The sequence below is a fragment of the Occultella glacieicola genome, assembly GCF_004353825.1.
GTDB lineage: Bacteria > Actinomycetota > Actinomycetes > Actinomycetales > Beutenbergiaceae > Occultella > Occultella glacieicola.
This window is the reverse complement of sequence record NZ_SMNA01000010.1, coordinates 18319-36597: the sequence shown is the minus strand read 5'-3', so window position 1 is coordinate 36597 and position 18279 is coordinate 18319. Positions and strand designations below refer to the sequence as shown.

General features: G+C 72.0%; 16 protein-coding genes. 4 read left to right on the top strand and 12 right to left on the bottom strand.

Annotated features, from left to right (window positions below; translation table 11 throughout):
* Nucleotide 1: 1 nt before the first annotated feature.
* On the bottom strand, nt 2–1282 hold the full coding sequence (locus EXU48_RS18670) for a hypothetical protein (protein ID WP_133109209.1): 1281 nt from the start codon (nt 1280–1282) through the stop codon (nt 2–4).
* 431 nt (nt 1283–1713) lie between these two features.
* Here EXU48_RS18670 and EXU48_RS18665 point away from each other — a divergent pair, with 431 nt between their 5' ends.
* Nucleotides 1714–2178, top strand: a complete 465-nt coding sequence (locus EXU48_RS18665) for a DUF2809 domain-containing protein (RefSeq protein WP_165962891.1) — start codon at nt 1714–1716, stop codon at nt 2176–2178.
* A 131-nt stretch (nt 2179–2309) separates the two neighbouring features.
* Here the strand turns inward: EXU48_RS18665 and EXU48_RS18660 are convergent, their stop codons facing one another.
* From EXU48_RS18660 to hrcA, 3 genes are read right to left on the bottom strand one after another with little or no spacing between them, the layout of a single operon-like run.
* Entirely contained in the window at nt 2310–3080 is a 771-nt protein-coding gene (locus tag EXU48_RS18660) for a 16S rRNA (uracil(1498)-N(3))-methyltransferase (protein WP_235857131.1), read from the bottom strand.
* A 13-nt stretch (nt 3081–3093) separates the two neighbouring features.
* Nucleotides 3094–4218 (bottom strand): molecular chaperone DnaJ, encoded by a 1125-nt coding sequence (dnaJ, locus tag EXU48_RS18655; RefSeq protein ID WP_133109206.1) that lies wholly within the window; start codon nt 4216–4218, stop codon nt 3094–3096.
* A 58-nt stretch (nt 4219–4276) separates the two neighbouring features.
* Nucleotides 4277–5305: a heat-inducible transcriptional repressor HrcA gene (gene hrcA / locus EXU48_RS18650; protein WP_133109205.1), complete on the bottom strand. Its 1029-nt coding sequence runs from the start codon at nt 5303–5305 to the stop codon at nt 4277–4279.
* A gap of 129 nt (nt 5306–5434) precedes the next feature.
* Between hrcA and EXU48_RS18645 the strand changes: the two genes are divergently transcribed.
* Nucleotides 5435–6289, top strand: coding sequence for a DUF3097 domain-containing protein (locus EXU48_RS18645; RefSeq protein WP_133109204.1), 855 nt, complete (start codon nt 5435–5437; stop codon nt 6287–6289).
* A gap of 312 nt (nt 6290–6601) precedes the next feature.
* Here EXU48_RS18645 and EXU48_RS18640 read toward each other — a convergent pair whose 3' ends face one another.
* From EXU48_RS18640 to lepA, 3 genes are all read right to left on the bottom strand, one after another.
* Nucleotides 6602–7657: a hypothetical protein gene (locus EXU48_RS18640; protein ID WP_133109203.1), complete on the bottom strand. Its 1056-nt coding sequence runs from the start codon at nt 7655–7657 to the stop codon at nt 6602–6604.
* 117 nt (nt 7658–7774) lie between these two features.
* Nucleotides 7775–8992: a radical SAM family heme chaperone HemW gene (gene hemW, locus EXU48_RS18635; RefSeq protein WP_133109202.1), complete on the bottom strand. Its 1218-nt coding sequence runs from the start codon at nt 8990–8992 to the stop codon at nt 7775–7777.
* Nucleotides 8989–10845 (bottom strand): translation elongation factor 4, encoded by a 1857-nt coding sequence (gene lepA / locus EXU48_RS18630; RefSeq protein WP_133109201.1) that lies wholly within the window; start codon nt 10843–10845, stop codon nt 8989–8991. The genes hemW and lepA overlap by 4 nt, the downstream gene beginning before the upstream one ends.
* A 122-nt stretch (nt 10846–10967) precedes the next feature.
* Here lepA and EXU48_RS18625 point away from each other — a divergent pair, with 122 nt between their 5' ends.
* On the top strand, nt 10968–11633 hold the full coding sequence (locus EXU48_RS18625) for a hypothetical protein (protein ID WP_133109200.1): 666 nt from the start codon (nt 10968–10970) through the stop codon (nt 11631–11633).
* A 174-nt stretch (nt 11634–11807) separates the two neighbouring features.
* Here the strand turns inward: EXU48_RS18625 and EXU48_RS18620 are convergent, their stop codons facing one another.
* The 4 genes from EXU48_RS18620 to EXU48_RS18605 form a co-directional block, all read right to left on the bottom strand.
* The gene (locus EXU48_RS18620) at nt 11808–12650 is read right to left on the bottom strand and encodes a transglutaminase family protein (protein WP_133109199.1); all 843 of its coding nucleotides are present in this window, start codon (nt 12648–12650) and stop codon (nt 11808–11810) included.
* Entirely contained in the window at nt 12647–13579 is a 933-nt protein-coding gene (locus EXU48_RS18615) for an alpha-E domain-containing protein (protein ID WP_133109198.1), read from the bottom strand. Before EXU48_RS18615 ends, EXU48_RS18620 begins: the two co-directional genes overlap by 4 nt.
* On the bottom strand, nt 13573–15186 hold the full coding sequence (locus EXU48_RS18610) for a circularly permuted type 2 ATP-grasp protein (protein WP_133109197.1): 1614 nt from the start codon (nt 15184–15186) through the stop codon (nt 13573–13575). The genes EXU48_RS18615 and EXU48_RS18610 overlap by 7 nt, the downstream gene beginning before the upstream one ends.
* A gap of 152 nt (nt 15187–15338) precedes the next feature.
* Nucleotides 15339–16553, bottom strand: a complete 1215-nt coding sequence (locus EXU48_RS18605) for an MFS transporter (RefSeq protein ID WP_133109196.1) — start codon at nt 16551–16553, stop codon at nt 15339–15341.
* A gap of 117 nt (nt 16554–16670) precedes the next feature.
* On the opposite strand from EXU48_RS18605, the gene EXU48_RS18600 reads away from it, so the two are divergent.
* On the top strand, nt 16671–17603 hold the full coding sequence (locus tag EXU48_RS18600; RefSeq protein ID WP_133109195.1) for a LysR family transcriptional regulator: 933 nt from the start codon (nt 16671–16673) through the stop codon (nt 17601–17603).
* Nucleotides 17604–17609: 6 nt separating this feature from the next.
* Here EXU48_RS18600 and EXU48_RS18595 read toward each other — a convergent pair whose 3' ends face one another.
* Nucleotides 17610–18278: a CoA transferase subunit B gene (locus tag EXU48_RS18595; RefSeq protein WP_207947821.1), complete on the bottom strand. Its 669-nt coding sequence runs from the start codon at nt 18276–18278 to the stop codon at nt 17610–17612.
* Between the last annotated feature and the right edge of the window lies 1 nt (nt 18279).

Sequence of the window (18279 nt, the reverse complement as noted above, 5' to 3'; positions counted from 1 at the left end):
GTCAGGTCGCGCTGGAGTAGAGGGTCGGGCCGGGGCGGCCGTCGCCGTCGAAGTCGGGGACCGCCACGCCCAGGTCCTGCCAGACGAACTCCGGGATCCGCACGAGGAAGCCGAGCAGCACCGCGACGGTGTGGTCGATCACCCGCAGGTCGTGCTCGGGCACGTCCACCCGGATCCGGCCGCCCTCGATCGAGAACGGCGCCGGCTGGGTCTGCATCAGGTACTCGATCTGGCGCGGGTGGATCACGTCGGAGGCGAACTTCGGCACGGTGGAGCGCACGTCGAACCGCTCGTTGAACGCGGCCAGTTCGGACTCCACCCGCTCACCCCGTCCGAACCACTTGCCCAGGACCCGGTTGCCGGTCACCTCGAGGTAGGGCGTCGGGATCCCGAGGCTCATCTCGAAGATGGACTCCTCGTGGTTGTCGGTCTCGGTGCGGGTGGTGGTGTTGCCGTTGGCGTCGGTGCTGGTGACGGTCCGGGTGGTCTGCCAGTGGTGCTTGAACGCCACGAACGGCAGCGGCCCGACGTCGCAACTGACCACATTAACGATGCGGTGGTTCTGGCCGCCGCGGGTCACCTCCACGACATTCATCAGAGCGTCGTCGCGGTCACGGAACCGCCAGTGCGGGCGCCGGTAGAAGCCGACCCACGGCTCCGGCGCCGGGCGCCGGAACGAGGCCAGCGCACCGGGCTCGAGCGCGCGGGCGATCTCCGCCATGAGGTCCAGGTACCGCTCGAGCTCGGCGGCGTCCTTCGGCGCACCGAGGATCACGAGCTGGTCGCCGTCGACCGAGAGGTCGATGCCCGCGTTCGCCTGCGCGAACGCGGTGACGGCCGCACCGGCCGCGGACTGGAACGCCCGCGCGAAGCCGGGATCGTCACAGAGCACGTGCCACTGCCCGGTCGAGGGCTGCTGCGCCGCCTGCGCGCCCGGCCGGGCACCGGCCGTGGTGACGAACAGTTCCGGCAGCGGCAGCTGCAGCCGCATCGCCGCCACCCGGAACCTGCCGACCTGGGACTTGTACTCGAACACCTGGAACGGGACGCCGCTGCGGGCGCCGGCGATGTGCTCGTCGGTGCTCCGGTCGAAGCCCAGCCCGAACGGCGGCACGTTCAGCCCGTTCGCGATCGCGAGCGTGGGACTGGACTCGAACGCCCAGCCCCGGTCGGTCAGCGACTTGATGTAGCCGACGCGGCGGCGCCAGAAGAAGATCCCGATGCCGGCCCCGAGCAGGAGCAGCACGCCGATCACGATCAGGAAGGTTGGCGGGTTGTTCACCGACCCGATGATGCCGCATCCGGGCCTCGGATTTCCGAACTCTGTCGGTGAGTTCTGCCCACCCGGCGACGATGCCGCTCGTGCTCCCATGCCCTGCCGCTCGCTCGCGTGCCTTGCCGCTCATGCCCGCGTGTCCTGCCCCTCATGCTCCCGCGCCCTGCCACTCGTGTCCCGCGCGCCCTGCCCCTCGTCCTCGCGCCACCCCTCGTTCTCCCGCGCCGAGGAAGTCGCGGCCGCGTCGAGACCGACCTCGGGAATGCGCGGCTTCGAGGGCGCGGCGACTTCCTCGGGGTCTCCTCGTGGGACGGCGGTCGGACCCGGCTGGGCGCGCGTGTGCTTGACGCGCGCAGAGTCGTCCGATGCTGGGCAGATCCGGTGAAGTCCGCCCGGCTCGTCCCCGGGGTGCGCGGACCTGGGGTTCGATCGTGCCCATGGACCGCCCCTCCGACGCCCACACGGGCGACCTCCCCGCCGCGCCACCCCGCCCTCGCAGGCCGGTCGCGCTCGCGCTGGCCGCGGTCGTCGTCGTGGGGCTCGCCCTGCAGCTCGTGCGGGACGTGCCTGGCTCGGACCTCGCCGGCACGGCGGCGTACGCGGTCGCGGCGGTGCTGCTGGTCGCGCTGATCCGGCCACGCTGGTGGGCGGCCATGGCGGGGGCCGTCGGCACGGGCGCGGCCTGCGCCGTCGAGCTCGCACAACTGACGCCGGGGCCCGGCATGATCTCGGCGGCGCTCCCACCCGCCCGGCTGCTCCTCGGTGCGAACTTCGACGTCGTGGATCTGGTCACACTCGCCGCCGCCGGAGCGGTCACCGGACTGCTGCTCGCCCGCTCGACTCCGCGACCGGCTGCTCGGGCCGGCGCCGGCCCGATCAACCTGGCCCGGCCGGACGGGTAGGGCCACCCGTGTTGCGCCACTGACCCACCACACGGGTCACCGACGCAACCGCCGTCCATCAAGCCGTGCGCCACTGACCCACCACACGGGTCACCGACGCAGGTCACCGCGAGTGGTCTTCGCGAGGGGGATCAATCCGAGGCCGCGCCCCAACGCCCGAGCCGTTGCGCCAGCACCGCCACCGCGACCGGTCCCGCGGTCGAGGTGCGCAGCACGTGCGGTCCGAGCCGCACCGGCTGCGCTCCGGCGGTCTCGAGCGCGGCCACCTCGGCGTCGGAGAGCCCACCCTCGGGCCCGACCACGAGCAGCACCTCCGGCGCGTCGGCGCCGATGCGCACGTCAGCGATCGCTTCGGTGGCGCTCTCGTGCAGGACCAGCACCGCGCCGCCGTCGGCGACCGCCCGCCCGGCCCGGGCCACGACGGCCGCCCCGACGACCAGCTCCGCTACCTCGGGAACCCGTGCCCGCCGGGACTGCTTCGCGGCGGCGGCGACGATCTGCTGCCAACGTGCCCGGCCCTTGGTCGCCTTGTCCCCACGCCAATGGGAGACCGAACGCTCCGACTGCCAGGGGATCACGCCGTCGAGCCCCACCTCGGTACCGGCCTCGATGGCGAGCTCGTCCCGGGAGCCCTTGGCGAGCGCCTGGACCAGCACGATCGCCGGGGCCGGCTCGGGCTCGCGGACCACCGTGTCGACCTCGAGGACCACGGCGGCGTCCGACCCGCCGACCACCTCGGCGACGGCGCCGCGCACACGCACGCCCACGCCGTCGACCAGTTCGATCTCCTCCCCCGCGCGCAGGCGGCGGACGGTCGCGGCGTGCCGGGCCTCGGGCCCGACCAGCGTGTACCGGGCACCCGGGGTGAGCAGGTCCAGCTCACCCGCCGGTGCCAGGAACACCGCCGCGGACACGTCAGCGGCCGCCGAACTTCTCGCGCAGCCGGGAGAACATGCCCGGGCTGGCCGGGGCGAGCCGGGCCTCGGGACGCTCCTCGCCGCGGGCCGTGGCGAGCTGGCGCAGGAGCTGCTCCTGGTCGTCGTCGAGCTTGGTGGGGACCTCCACGTCCACGTGCACGTGCAGGTCGCCGCGGCCGCTGCCGTTCAGGTGCCCGACCCCGAGCCCACGCAGCGTGACGACCTCCTCCGGCTGGGTACCCGGGCGGATGTCCACCTCCTGCGTGCCGTCGAGGGTGTCCAGGTTGAGCACCGTGCCCAGCGCGGCCGCGGTCATGGGCAGCGCCGTCGAGCAGTGGATGTCGTCGCCGCGGCGGGTGAAGACCGGGTGCGGCTTCTCACGGATCTCCACGTACAGGTCCCCGGGGGGACCACCGGCCGGGCCGACCTCGCTCTGCCCGCTCAGCTTGATCCGGGTGCCCTCGTCCACACCGGCGGGGATGTTCACGCGCACGGTGCGGCGGGTGCGGACCCGGCCCTCGCCGGAGCACTCGATGCACGGGTCGGTGATGATGGTGCCGTAACCACCGCAGACGGCGCATGCGGCGGTGGTCATCACCTGGCCCAGGAAGGACCGGGCGACCCGCTGAACGGATCCGCGGCCCTGGCAGGTGTCGCAGGTCTTCGGGTGCGTGCCCGGCTGGCAGCAGGTGCCCTGGCAGGTGGTGCAGACCACCGCGGTCTCGACCTCGAGGTCCCGGGCTGCGCCGAACGCGGCCTCGGACAGGTCGATGCTCACGCGCAGCAGCGCGTCCTGGCCGCGCCGTGAGCGGGGTGCCGGGCCGCGCTGGCCGGTGCCGCCGGCCGCGGCCTGGAAGAACGTCTCGAAGATGTCCGAGAAGCCACCGAACCCAGGCCCGCCGGCGCCACCCATCCCGGGCATGCCGCCGCCCATGTCGTAGGCGCGACGCTTCTCCGGGTTGGAGAGGGTGTCGTGCGCGGCGGTGATGTTCTTGAACTTCTCCTCGCTGGCCACGCCGGCCACATCGGGGTGATGCTGCCGGGCGAGCTTGCGATACGCGCGCTTGATCTCCTCCGTGCTCGCGTCGCGGGAGACACCGAGGATCTCGTAGTAGTCGCTCACAGGTCACTTTCGTCGCTTGGGGATCGGAACGGTCGGGGCGGCGAGGGCCGCCGGAGGGTCAGCCGGACAGCAGCCGGGTGAGGTAGCGGGCCACGGCTCGCACCGAGGCCATCGTGTTCGGGTAGTCCATCCGAGTGGGGCCGACGATCCCGATCTGCGCGATCGCGTCGGGACCCTCCCCACCGTAACCGCTGGCGATGACGGAGGTCTCGGCCAGGTTGGCGTGATGTGTCTCATGCCCGATCCGCACCGCGAGCGGACGCTCGCCGTCCTCCTCGGCCATCTCGGACAGCAGCCGGAGCAGCACCACCTGCTCCTCGAGGGCCTCCAGGACCGGGCCGATGGTGCGGGTGAAGTCCAGGTCGGCCCGGGCGAGGTTCGCGGTGCCGGCCATCACGATGCGTTCCTCGGCCTCCTGGGAGACCTCCTCGATCACCGCGCTTGCGACCGCGTCCACGAGCGACCGGTCCTCGGGGGCGAACACCTCGGCCAGCTCACCGAGGACCTTCGGCAGCCGCGCCGCGGGACGGCCGACCCCCGCCGCGTTGAGGCGGGCCCGCAGTTCGGCCAGGAAGGTGGGGGCCAGGTCGGTCTGCGACTCGACGGTGCGCTGCTCCACCCGCCCGTTGTCCGTGATGATCACGACCATCACGCGCCGGTCCCCCGTGGGCACGAGCTCCACGTGCCGCAGGGTGGAGCGTCGCAGCGACGGGTACTGCACGACCGCGACCTGCTGGGTCAGCTGGGCGAGCAGGCGGACGGTGCGCTCGAGGGCGTCGTCCAGGTCGAGGGCCCCCTCGAGGAGTTCGGTGATCGCACGGCGCTCGGCGGCCGAGAGCGGCTTCATCACCGAGATCTGGTCCACGAACAACCGGTACCCCTTGTCGGTCGGGATCCGACCGGCGGACGTGTGCGGTTGCGCGATGTACCCGCTGTCCTCGAGCGCGGCCATGTCGTTGCGGATCGTGGCCGGGGACACCCCGAGGTTGTGTCGCTCGACGAGGTTGCGTGAGCCGACCGGTTCCCGGCTGCGCACGTAGTCCTGCACGATCGCTCGCAACACGTCGAGTTGACGCTCCGAACTCATCCGGGTCCTCCTCCCGATCCACTGGATCCGCACAGCGTGTCAGCAATCTGTCAGCACTCTGGTGCCTGGAGTGCTAATTCTACGCGTCGCTCCGACAACTCCCGGCGGTGCGTGCGTAACCTCGCTCGGGTGAGTTCCGATCGTTATGGTGCCGACGTCCTGTCCAGCGACCCGCACGCCGGGCGTACCCCCCGCACCGTGGACACGCCCGCCGAGCCCGGCCTCGTGGTCGAGGACGTCGAGACCGGTTGGGTAGGCGCCGTGGTCCGGGTCGAGAAGAGCGGCGGCACCCACGTGGTGGTCCTCGAGGACAACCGCGGCCGCACCCGCACCTTTCCGCTCGGGGCGGGGTTCTGGGTGGACGGCAAGCCGGTCCGGCTGGTCCCCTACCGCAAGCCGCAGGCACCCCCGACGGCGCAGCGCACCGCGAGCGGGTCGCTCGCCGTTCCCGGTGCCCGGGCGCGCGTGGCGCGGGCCTCCCGGATCTGGGTGGAGGGCCGCCACGACGCCGAACTCGTCGAGAAGGTCTGGGGCGAGGACCTGCGCCTGGAGGGCGTGGTCGTCGAACTGCTCGACGGCGTCGACAACCTCGCCGAGATGCTCACCGAGTTCGGACCCGGGCGGGGACGCCGGGTCGGCGTGCTCGTGGACCACCTGGTCTCCGGCAGCAAGGAGACCCGGATCGCCGCGGAGGTCGTGCGCCGGTACGGCGCCGAGCATGTGCTCGTGGTGGGCCACCCGTACGTGGACGTCTGGCAGGCGGTCCGCCCGGCCCGGGTGGGCTTGACGCGCTGGCCTCACATCCCGCGCGGCACTGACATCAAGTACGGCACCCTGGCCGAGCTCGGCTGGCCGGCGGCCGACCAGGCGGACGTGGCCCGGGGCTGGAAGCGGATCCTTGGCACCGTCCGCGACTATCGCGACCTCGAGCCCAGCCTGCTCGGCCGCGTCGAGGAGCTCGTGGACTTCGTCACCGCCCCCTGAGCCTGCCGGGCCGGCGAGAGTGCTGAAGTGGCAACCACCACCGCACCCTCAGCCGAGGGGGCCGGCTCGCCAAGGGTCCTTCCGACCCCACCCCGATCGACGTCGAGGTTGTGTCATTTCATTGCTGACGTGAAACGTTGCCATGTCGACCTGGGCGGCCGGTGACGCACGCGGCGCGTCACCGGAGGGCCGGTCCGGCAACGCGAGGGCCCGCGCACCGGTGGGATGCGCGGGCCCTCGCTGTCCGCGGACGGTCCCGGCTCGGCCGGGTCGCGCCCGGTCGGACCGGGTCATGACGTGATCAGGGCGGCGTCACTTGGGAGCGACGGCCTGATTCGTCTGCGTCTTGTAGGCGTACGCAACGGCCACATACGTCATCGGGATCGTGATGAACAGCCCCAGGCCGCACGGGATCGCTCCGAGGATGTTGATACCGATGATGGCGAGCCCGAGCAGCAGGTTGTTGCCGAGGTTCTGGGTGACCAGTTGCACGGACGATTTGATGCCGTCGAGCCAGGCGAGGTTCCGGTCGATGATGAACACGTAGGTGAACCAGAGCAGGAAGCCGGCAATGAGTACCAGAATGCCCAGGGCGGGCAGCAGGCCGGACACCACACCGGCCACGACACCCCAGACCAGGGCGAAGATCGCCACGTTGGCGAAGTTGTTCACCGAGAAGAACTCGCCGACCGCGGGCTTGCGGCCCGTCGTCTCCTTCAACGCACCGGTGTACATCATCCCGCTGATGAACGCGGCGACAATAGTGCTGAGGATCGATCCGATCAGGCCGAGCACGGTGAACTCGTTCGACAGGGTGGAATAGTCGAAGCCGTTCCCACTCGTCGCAAACCGAGTGGCGGGGTTCAGGAAGCTGAGCGCAATCGTCAGCACGATCAGGATCAGGTTCACCAACAGCCAGGAACCGAAGTTCCCGATGACAGACTTCCAGGCATATCCGATCGCGTCACCGACGGCGAACGGGCGCTGCTGCAGCTGCTGGCCATACGGGTCGCCGCCCCATGCCTGGCCCTGCGGCGGGCCGCCGTAGCCGGCGCCGGGGGCGCCGTACTGGCCGTACTGGTCGGGCCCGGGGGGCGGGGCCTGCGGGAAGCCGCCCTGCTGGGGGCTCGGGTAGGCGCCCGGGGGCTGCGGCGCCTGGCCGTAGTTCGGGGGCTGCTGGCCGGGGCCAGGCTGCTGTGGGTTCTGCCCGGGCTGGCCCTGGCCGTAGCTCGGCTGGCCTTGTCCAGGCTGGCCCTGACCGTACGGGGGCTGACCCTGACCAGGCTGACCCTGACCGGGAGGAGGCGGAACGGGGGGCACGCCGCCCTGCCCGTTCGGGTTGTTCGGGTCGGGGGGAAGCTGACTCATGGTTCTCCCTGCCTGGGATGAGAAAAACGGATGACGGCGTAACCGTAGCGACTTCTGGCCCGCTCGTGCACAAGGCGTGCCCTGTTTCTCCCGAATTTCGTCACACCTGAGCAGTGCTCAGTCGGTCAGCGCACCTACCACGGTGTCCGCGAGCAGGCGCCCACGCAGCGTCAGCACGGCCCGCCCGGTGGCGGCCGGTTCGGCCTCGATCAGGCCGTCTCCGACCAGGGTCGGCAGCCTGCCCCGGAGGTCCGCGCCGACGTCGAGCCCGTCGACCAGCCGGACACCGAGCAGGACCCGCTCGTCCTCACGCTGGCGGTCCGTGAGCGTCTCGCTCTCGGCGACCGGCAGCCGTCCGCCGTCGATCCGTTCCGCGTACGGGCGCGGGTGCTTGACGTTCCACCACCGGTGCCCGCCGATGTGGGAGTGCGCGCCCGGGCCGACGCCCCACCAGTCCTGCGAGCCCCAGTAACCGAGGTTGTGGCGGCACCGATCGGCCGTGGTGCGGGCGAAGTTGGAGATCTCATACCAGTCGTACCCGGCCCCGGCCAGTGCCGCGGCAGCGATCTCGTACTTGGTCGCCTCGTCGTCGGGGTCCGGCATCGGCAGGAGGCCGCGGCGCACCTGGGCGCCCATTTTCGTGCCCGGTTCCACGGTCAGGGCGTACGCGGAGACATGGTCCGGTTCGAGGCCCAGGACCGCGTCCAGGCTGGTGCGCCAGTGGTCCAGGGTCTCCCCCGGCGTGCCGTAGATCAGGTCGAGCGAGACGTGTAACCCGGCGTCCCGCGCCCACGCGACCACGTCCGGGATCCGCCGCGGGTCATGGGTGCGCTCGAGCGTGTGCAGCACGGACGGCACCGCGGACTGCATCCCGAAGGACACCCGCGTGAACCCGGCGCCGGCGAGCCGCACCAGGTCCGCGGCGGTGACCGAGTCCGGGTTGGCCTCGGTGGTCACCTCGACGTCGCCGGCCAGTCCCCAGGCCTGCCCGACGGCGTCCAGCAGGCTGGCCAGGTCGGCGGCGGGCAGCAGGGTGGGCGTCCCGCCGCCGAGGAAGACGGTCGACACGGGCCGCCGGGGCAGCCCGACCTCGGCCATGGCCGCGGCGGCCAGTTCGATCTCCCCGATCGCCGTCGCCGCGTAGTTCGCCTGGGACGCCCCACCGCCGAGCTCGGTGGAGGTGTAGGTGTTGAAGTCGCAGTAGCCGCACCGCACCGAGCAGAACGGGACGTGCAGGTAGACACCGAAGTCGCGTTCGCTGGCGCCGTCGACGACGGATGCCGGCAGTGTCGACGCGAGCGGTGCCGATCCGGGCAGTGTCGATCGGGCGCTCACTTGCCCGATGTGGTGTCCGAGGACAACGCGGCGACGAACGCCTCCTGCGGAACCTCGACCCGGCCGATGTTCTTCATCCGCTTCTTGCCCTCCTTCTGCTTCTCGAGGAGCTTGCGCTTACGGGAGATGTCACCGCCGTAGCACTTGGCCAGGACGTCCTTGCGCATCGCGCGGATGGTCTCGCGGGCGATGATCCGGGCGCCGATCGCCGCCTGGATCGGCACCTCGAACTGCTGCCGGGGGATGAGTTCCTTGAGCTTGCCGGTCATCATCACGCCGTAGGCGTAGGCCTTGTCCCGGTGCACGATCGCGGAGAACGCGTCCACCTGCTCGCCCTGGAGCAGGATGTCAACCTTGACCAGGTCCGCGTCCTGTTCGCCGCTGATCTCGTAGTTCAGGGAGGCGTAGCCGCGGGTCCGGGACTTCAGCTGGTCGAAGAAGTCGAAGATGATCTCCCCGAGCGGCAGGATGTAGCGCAGCTCGACGCGCTCCTCGGAGAGGTAGTCCATGCCCTGGAGGGTGCCGCGGCGGCCCTGGGCGAGTTCCATGATCGTGCCCACGAACTCGCTCGGGGCGAGCAGCGTGGCCTTGACGATGGGCTCGGTGACGGTCTTGACCTTGCCGGTCGGGAACTCGCTCGGGTTCCGGACGGTCACCTCGGTGCCGTCCTCCATGGTGACCTCGTAGATCACGTTCGGGGCGGTGGAGATCAGGTCCAGGTTGAACTCGCGCTCGAGCCGCTCCCTGACGATCTCCAGGTGCAGCAGCCCGAGGAACCCGATCCGGAACCCGAATCCGAGCGCCACGGACGTCTCCGGCTCGTACGCCAGCGCCGCGTCGTTGAGCTTGAGCTTGTCGAGGGCGTCGCGCAGCGCCGGGTAGTCGGAGCCGTCGATCGGGTACAGGCCGGAGTACACCATCGGCTGCGGGTCCCGGTAGCCGCCGAGGGACTCGGTCGCCGGCTTGGCCGCGTTCGTGACGGTGTCACCCACGCGGGACTGGCGCACGTCCTTCACGCCGGTGATCAGGTAGCCGACCTCGCCGACGCCGAGTCCCTGGGTGGGGTGCGGCTCGGGCGAGCTCACGCCGATCTCGAGCAACTCGTGGGTGGCGTTCGTGGACAGCATCCGGATCTTCTCGCGTGGGGACAGCTGGCCGTCCACGACCCGCACGTAGGTGACCACGCCGCGGTAGGTGTCGTAGACGGAGTCGAAGATCATGGCGCGGGCCGGCGCGTCCGGGTCACCGACGGGCGGCGGCACCTGCGCGACGATCGCGTCCAGGAGCACCTCGACGCCGACGCCGGTCTTGCCGGAGACCCGCAGGCAGTCCTCGGGTTCCCCGCCGATCAGGGTCGCGAGCTCCTCGGCGAACCGCTCCGGCTGGGCCGCGGGCAGGTCGATCTTGTTCAGGACCGGGATGATCGCGAGGTCGTTCTCCATCGCCAGGTACAGGTTCGCCAGGGTCTGCGCCTCGATTCCCTGCGCGGCGTCGACGAGCAGCACGGCACCCTCACACGCGGCCAACGACCGGGACACCTCGTAGGTGAAGTCCACGTGCCCCGGGGTGTCGATCATGTTCAGCGCGTACGCGGCCTCGTCCACCTGCCACGGCATCCGCACGGCCTGGGACTTGATCGTGATGCCGCGCTCACGCTCGATGTCCATGCGGTCGAGGTACTGCGCGCGCATCGACCGCTCGTCGACGACGCCGGTGAGCTGGAGCATCCGGTCCGCCAGCGTCGACTTGCCGTGGTCGATGTGCGCGATGATGCAGAAGTTGCGCAGCAACTCCGGAGTCGTGGACGCCGGCTGGATGAGGGCGCTGGCGGCCGGGGTGGCGATGGGTGGCACGGGGTGGAACCTCGACGTCTGCTGGTTGGGGGGCCGGTGGGCGGGTCTGCTCCCATCGTCCCACGCCGAGGGTCGCGTCCCGCAATCGCTGGGGGTCGAAGGCGTGCGGCACAATCGTGTACATGAGTTCACTCGGCGACTCGATGGGCAACCTGGCCGCATTCACGGGCCGGCTGCTCGGCGGGCCGAGCAAGTTCCTGATCGTCGCGGCGACGGCGGTGCTCGCCGTCGCGCTGACGCTCGCCGTGGTGCTGGTCACCTCGCCGGGTGGCCCGGGCGTCGCGGGATCGGTGGCCCTGCTCGCGCTGCCGGTCCTGCTCGCCGTGCCGGTGGTCGTCCTGGCGGTCCGGCGACGGCGGTGGTTGCGTGCCACCGCCTCGCTCGGTGCGCATCGGGTCGTCTCGGTCGAGCCCGGGGTCACCGTGATCACCGGTGACGCCCTGGTGGAGCGGGTCGAGGATGACATGCGGGGGCGGGCCGGCGAGGAGGACGTGAACGCCGTGTTCGACGCGTTCTCCGAGGCCGCCCAGCCGAGCAGCGACAAGGGTGCCGGCGCCCGGCTGACCCGGATCTTCGGCGTCGGGCGGCTCGGCATCGTCGGGCGAGCCCTGGCTCGGGTGGACCAGGCGCAGCGGGCCCTGCTCGCCGCGGCGGGCGGGCCGGTCGGGGCGCCCTACCTCAAGGACGACCTCCGGGTCACCCTCGCCGCGGCGCTCGGGGTGTTCGTGGCGGTCCCGCTCGGCGCGCTGCTGGCGATCATCCTGGCGCTGGTGCTGCTCGCCGGCTGAGCCCGCGATCCACCCGGCCCACGCCGCGAGCAACCCACCCAGCCCGCGTCGAACGAGCCGATCCCGGGCGACCGAGCCGGTTCCCGGTCGAGCGAGCCGATCCCGGGCGACCGAGCCGCCCGCACGGGACTCGGTCGGCGAGCGAGGGCTCGATCGGCGGGGGCCCGGCGGGTGTCAGGTCTCCTGGGTGATCCGCACCTCGACCTGCTGTGTTGAGGCCCCGCCGCCGGCGTAGACGCCGCGGATCGGGGTGACGTCGGCGTACTCACGGCCGCGGCCGACCACCACGTGGTGGCCCTCGGGGGTGATCAGGTTCGTGGGGTCATAGCCGAACCAGTCCCCGCACCAGTATTCGATCCAGGCATGCGACTCCCCGGTCACCGGCACCCCGATCTCTGCGGCCGTGGTCCGCGGGTGCAGGTACCCGGACACGTACCGGGTCGGGATGCCGACGCTGCGCATGGCACCGGCGGCGAGATGGGCGAGGTCCTGGCACACCCCCTTGCGAGCCTGCCAGGCCTCGACGGCACGGGTGTGCACCCCGGTCACCCCGGGCACGTACTCCATCGCCTCCCGCAGTGCCCCACAGATGGCCAGGGCGGCCTCCTGCGGCCCGGCGCCGTCGGCGTGGGCGCGGGCCAGCTCACGCAGTTCCTCGTCCGGTTCGGTCGCCGCGGTGACGTCCAGGAACTCGGACATCCGGTCGATGAGGTCGGGGGCTCGCAGAGTCTCCCAGCCGGTGCCGGCCCCACCCCGCAGCACCGGTGACAGGTCCACCCGGGACTCGGCGACGACCAGCAGCTCGTCGTGCTCGGTCAGGGTCTCGAAGGCGGTCACGGTGGCGCCCCAGTAGTCCCGGTAGTCGGCGCTGAACGTGCTCGGGGTCGCGGTCAGGCGGGACTCCAGGACGGTCTGCCCGGGCAGGTTGGCCGGACGCATCCGCGCCTCGTTGTAGGACGCCGACACGGTCCGCGCGTAGGTGTAGTGCGTCGTGTGGACGATGTGCAGCCGGCTCACATCCGGCCTCCGATCCAGTCGTCGGTGGCGCCCGAGGGAAAGTACCGCAGCCGGACGGCGTCGCTGGCCTCCGAGCAGCCCTGCTGGACCCGGGTCATCTCCGTGGCCAGGTTGCCGAGCAGGCTGAGCAGCGGCTGATACTCGATCCCGGACCGGACCCGGCCGAGGATCATCCGGGCGTCGCCGGGGTGGTGACCGCGTGGGTCGGCCGGCTCGAGGCGGGTCAGGCAGGCCTCGGCCTCCTCGAGGGAGAACAGCACCGACCGCGGGAACAGCCGGTCCATGAGCAGGAACTCGGCGGCGAGAGTGTCCGAGTCCCGGCCCCGGTAGGTGCGCAGGAACGCCTCATGCGCCCCACACGAACGCAGCATCGTGGTCCAGCCCGGACCCGCCGGACCGGACACCGCCCGGGTCGCGATCAGCCGGGCGGTCATGTCCGCCCGCTCCAGGCTGCGCCCGAGCAGGATGAAGTTCTGGGTCGCGTCCCGCCGGGTGGAGGACTGCACCAGCCCGGCGACGATCGCGGCACGTTCACGCACCCAGGCGAAGAAGTCGTGCGGGGTGGAGCCGCTGATCCGGCCGGGCAGCGCGTTCCACGTGGTGTTCAAGCACTCCCACAGTTCGGAGGAGAGGGTCTCCCGGGCCCGGCGGGCGTTCTCCCGGGCCGACGCCAGCGCACCGGCGATGGCCCCCGGGGACCTCCGGTCGTAGGCCAGGGTGTCCAGCACGGTCTGCCGGGTGGCCACGACCCCGGCGGCGGGGGCGGCGGCGCCCATCACCCCCAACAGGGAGCGACACGCCTGGTCCTCCTCCATCCACGGATCCTCGAGCAGATGCTGCAGGTGCGCGTCGAGGATCCGTGAGGTGTCGTCGGCCCGCTCGACGTACCGCCCGATCCAGAACAGCGACTCGGCGATCCGGCTCAGCATCGGCCCGCTCCGTCCTGGCCGGTCCCGTGGTCGCCCTGTTGCTGCTGCTGGGTCTGTTCGCTCAGTCCGCCGTCGTTGGGGTTCGAGTCCAGCCGCACGCCCTGCACGTGGTGCGGCGGTCCACCCGAGCCGACGGCCGCCGTCGGGCCGGTGTGCGGATGCAGCTCCGGGGACCGGCGCTGCGCGCCGAGGACCCAGGTGTCCTTGGAGCCGCCGCCCTGCGAGGAGTTCACGACCAGCTGGCCCTCCGCGAGCGCCACCCGGGTCAGGCCGCCGGGCAGCACCCAGACCTGGTCGCCGTCGTTCACCGCGAATGGCCGCAGGTCCACGTGCCGGGGCCGCAACGCGTCGCCGGCGAGCGTCGGCACGGTGGACAACTGGACCACGGGTTGCGCGATCCAGCCCCGTGGATCGGTGCGCAGCCGGCCCCGGGCCTCGTCGAGTTCGGTGCGGCTCGCCGCCGGACCGATGATGATGCCCTTGCCGCCGGAGCCGTCCACGGGCTTGACCACGAGCTCGTCGAGCCGGTCCAGCACCTCCGCGAGAGCCTCCGGCTCCTCGAGCCGCCAGGTGTCCACGTTGGCCAGGATCGGCTCCTCGCCGAGGTAGTAGCGGATCAGGTCCGGCAGGTAGGTGTAGACGAGCTTGTCGTCGGCGACGCCGTTGCCGACGGCGTTCGCGATCGTCACCGCGCCGGCGCGGGCCGCGCCGATCAGGCCCGGGCAGCCGAGCAGTGAGTCCGGCCGGAACACCACCGGGTCCACGAAGTCGTCGTCGACCCGCCGGTAGATCACGTCCACGCGGCGCCGGCCCTCGGTGGTGCGCATGTACACCTTGCCGCCGGAGCAGATCAGGTCGCGGCCCTCGACGAGTTCCACCCCCATCAGCCGGGCGAGCAGGGAGTGCTCGAAGTAGGCGCTGTTGTACACGCCCGGCGTGAGGACCACCACCACGGGCTCGTCGACACCGGGCGGGGCGGCCGCGCTGAGGGCCGCGAGCAGCCGGCGCGGGTAGTCCGCGACCGGGCGGACCCGCATCGTGGAGAACAGCTCCGGGAAGGACTGCGCCATCGCGCGCCGGTTCGAGAGCACGTAGCTCACGCCGCTGGGCACCCGCACGTTGTCCTCGAGCACCCGCCACCCACCCGCGCTGTCGCGGATCACGTCGATGCCGGCGACGTGCACCCGTACCCCGTTCGGCGGGTTGATGCCCCGGGCGGCCCGGACGAAGTTCGCGGACGAGACGATCAGGGACCGCGGCAGCACGCCGTCGGCGATCGCCCGCTGGGCGCCGTAGACGTCCTCCAGCAGCGCCTCGAGGGCCCGCACCCGCTGTGCCACGCCGGGAGCGAGCAGGTCCCACTCGGCGGCCTCGATCACGCGGGGCACCGAGTCCAGCGGGAACGGCCGCTCCTCCCCGCCGACGTCGAACGTGACGCCCTGGGCCAGGTAGGAGCGCGCGAGCGCGTCCGCGCGCAGCCGCAGCTCATCGGCGTTGAGGGTGCCCATGGTGCGGTGCACGTGCTGGTACGGGGCCCGGACGGCGTCACCGGAGATCATCTCGTCCCACGCCGCTCCGGCGGGATATCCCTCGAACAGGTCGGCCATGTCCGGAAACTACCCGCTGGATGTGTCTGGCGCGTGTCGACGGCGGTCGGGATGCGTGAGCCGAGGGCCGCCGGCGCCACGATGCCCGGCCCGGCCCGGGCAGACCGGTGCGCGGACGTACCCGAGTACGACCCGTCGCATGTTCAACCGCTTCAACCGCGGGTGAGCACGCCGCCCGCACCCGGGCGGAGCGCGAGAAGGGCGCAGAACGCGATCCCGGAACCCAGCGCGATGAACGCCTGCGCGTAGCCCAGGTGACCGACCACGAGACCGAGGCCCATGGCTCCGAGGCCGAGTCCGCCGTCGTAGGCGATGTTCCAGATCGTGGCACCGGTCCCGCCGTGCCCGGCCCCGAGCCGCTGCACGGCGATCACGAAGGAGTCGTTCTGGGCCGCGCCGAAGCCTGCGCCGAGCAGCGTGGCACCGAGCACGAGGGTCCATTCCGGGCCCTCCAGGGACAGGGCCAGCGTCGCCGCGCCGAGCGCACCCAGGCCGGCAGCGGGAGCGAGGACGCGCCCGGTCCCGATCCGGTCCCCGATCGCCCCGGCGCCGAGCCGGGCGGCGATCAGGGCGGCCGACGCGCCGAGCAACGCCACCGCCGTCGTCCCGGCTTCGGGACCGGTGACCGGCAGGAACGTCGTCACCGCCCCGAACGCACCTGCGGTCAGCAGGAACAGGCCGACCGGGCCCGCGATGGTGCGCAACCGTGCCACCGAGGCGAGGTGGAACGTGCCCCGGATCCCCTTCGGCAGCGGGCACGCGACGATCGCCGCGAGCACCCCGGCCGCGCCGGCGGTGACGAACACGATGTCGAAGCTCCAGGTGTGTGCCACCCAGACCCCGCCCGCGAGGGCGGCGAGGTTCGGCAGCGCCGCGGCGGCGCCGTAGAAGGAGGAGGCCGACGCGAGCCGACCACGGCCGGCGACGTCGGCGAGCAGGGTCGAGCCGGCGACGACGACGAGCGCGAACCCGACGCCGCGGACGACGGTGATCACGAGGACCGGTGCGATCGCGTCCGTGACCGCGTAGAGCGGCGCGGGCAGGCCGAGAAGTGCGGCCCCGAGCATGAGCATCGTGCGCAACGGGAGCATCCGGAACAGCCGGGGCAGGCCGAGCTGGGTGAGTACGGTCGCGGCCATCATCGCGCCGGTCGTGGCCCCGACCGCGATGCTGCCCGGGCCGCCGTCGACGCCCCTGCCCCCTCCGAGCCGAGAGGCCCAGAGCGGCACCACGGCCAGCAGCGCAGCGTAGTTGATGAACGCGAGGAAGGTCACGGCCAGCAGGACCCGGAGGTCACGGGTGCCGTGCCCGCGCCGGGGCGCCGGGATCGCCGTCGCCCCGGCCCACGCCTCGGTTCGCTCGTCCATACGAGCCAGCCTCACGCGGCCCGCACCATCGCGTCAAACGATGACCGTCGATGCGATCCATCGCGCATCGCAATAGTGTGAGGTCACGTCACCCCCTCGACGAGACCGGGAGAACAGATGGACACCCGCCTGCTGCGGACGTTCCTGACCGTGGCACGCACCGGCAGCTTCACCGCCGCCGCCGCGGAACTGAACTTCACCCAGTCGACCGTGACGGCGCACGTGCAGCGCCTCGAGCGGCTGCTCGGCAGCCCGGTCCTGGACCGGTTGCCCGGCCACGTCACGGTCACCGCGGTCGGCGCCGCGGTGATCGGTCCCGCCGAGGAACTGCTGGCCGCCGAGGAGCGGGTCCGGGCCGCCGGGGGCGAGCGCCGGGCGGCCGGCACCGTCCGGCTGATGGCCCCCGAGACCCTGTGCACCTACTGGCTCCCGGACGTGATCGGCGCCCTGCGTCGCATCGAGCCGGAGGTGCAGATCTGGGTCACTGCCGGCGGCACCCACGACGGCCTGGATGCGGTCGGCAGCGGGTCGGTCGACCTGGCCGTCACGTTGGAGCCACGGACGCCGGTCACCGATCTCGCCCTGACCCGCCTCGGGATCCAGCCGCTGGTGTTCGTCGACCGGCCCGGCCCGGACGCCGGCGGGGCGAGGGCGCCGAGTTCCGTGCCGGGGCCGGCGACCTGGTCGAACCTGGCGGACCGGGACGCGCTGCTCCTCGAGGAGGGCTGTGGCTACGGCGACCTGGTGGCCGACCGGCTCGCGGCGACCGGCCGCCGCAGCGGGCGCCGCTCCCGCTTCGGCAGCGTGGAGGCGATCAAACGGTGCGTCGGGGTGGGCCTGGGTTGGACGGCCCTGCCCCGGCTCTCGGTGGAGGCCGAGATCGGTTCCGGCGACCTCGCGGTCCTGGCCGGACCCGAGCTGCCGGACTGCGAGGTCCACGTGGCCTCGCACCCGCGCCGGTACCGGAGCCCGGCCATGCTGCTCGTCCTGAGCGAGCTGGAGCGGTCCTGGCCGCGGCCGCCGGACCGAACCCCCGCCGTCGGGCCCTGACCGCCGTCAGCCCGCGAGCGCCACCCGAACGTCGGGCTCGGTCGCGGCGACGACCTCGTCGACCGTGACCCCGGGCGAGAGCTCCACCAGCACGAGTCCCTCGGGCGTGACGTCGAGCACCGCGAGGTCGGTGATGATCCGGTCCACGACGCCCCGCCCGGTCAGCGGCAGGCTGCACTCGTTCACGATCTTCGGGCTGCCGTCCTTGGCGGTGTGCTCCATCAGGATGATCAGGCGCTTGGCCCCGTGCACGAGATCCATCGCCCCGCCCGGGCCCTTGACCATCTTGCCCGGGATCATCCAGTTCGCCAGATCGCCGGCCGCGGAGACCTGCATGGCGCCCAGGATGGCGGCGTCGATCTTGCCGCCGCGGATCATCGCGAAACTGGTGGCGGAGTCGAAGAACGACGCGCCCGGCAGCAGGGTCACGGTCTCCTTGCCGGCGTTGATCAGGTCCGGGTCCACGTCCTGCTCGAGCGGGTACGGTCCGACTCCGAGGATCCCGTTCTCGGACTGCAGCACCACGGTGCGGCCCTCGGGCACGTAGTTCGGGACCAACGTCGGCAGTCCGATGCCCAGGTTCACGTAGGCGCCGTCGGGCAGTTCCAGCGCGGCGCGCGCGGCCATCTGCTGCCGGGTCAGTCCTTTCCCTGCTTGGCCTGCTCTGCCTGCCATG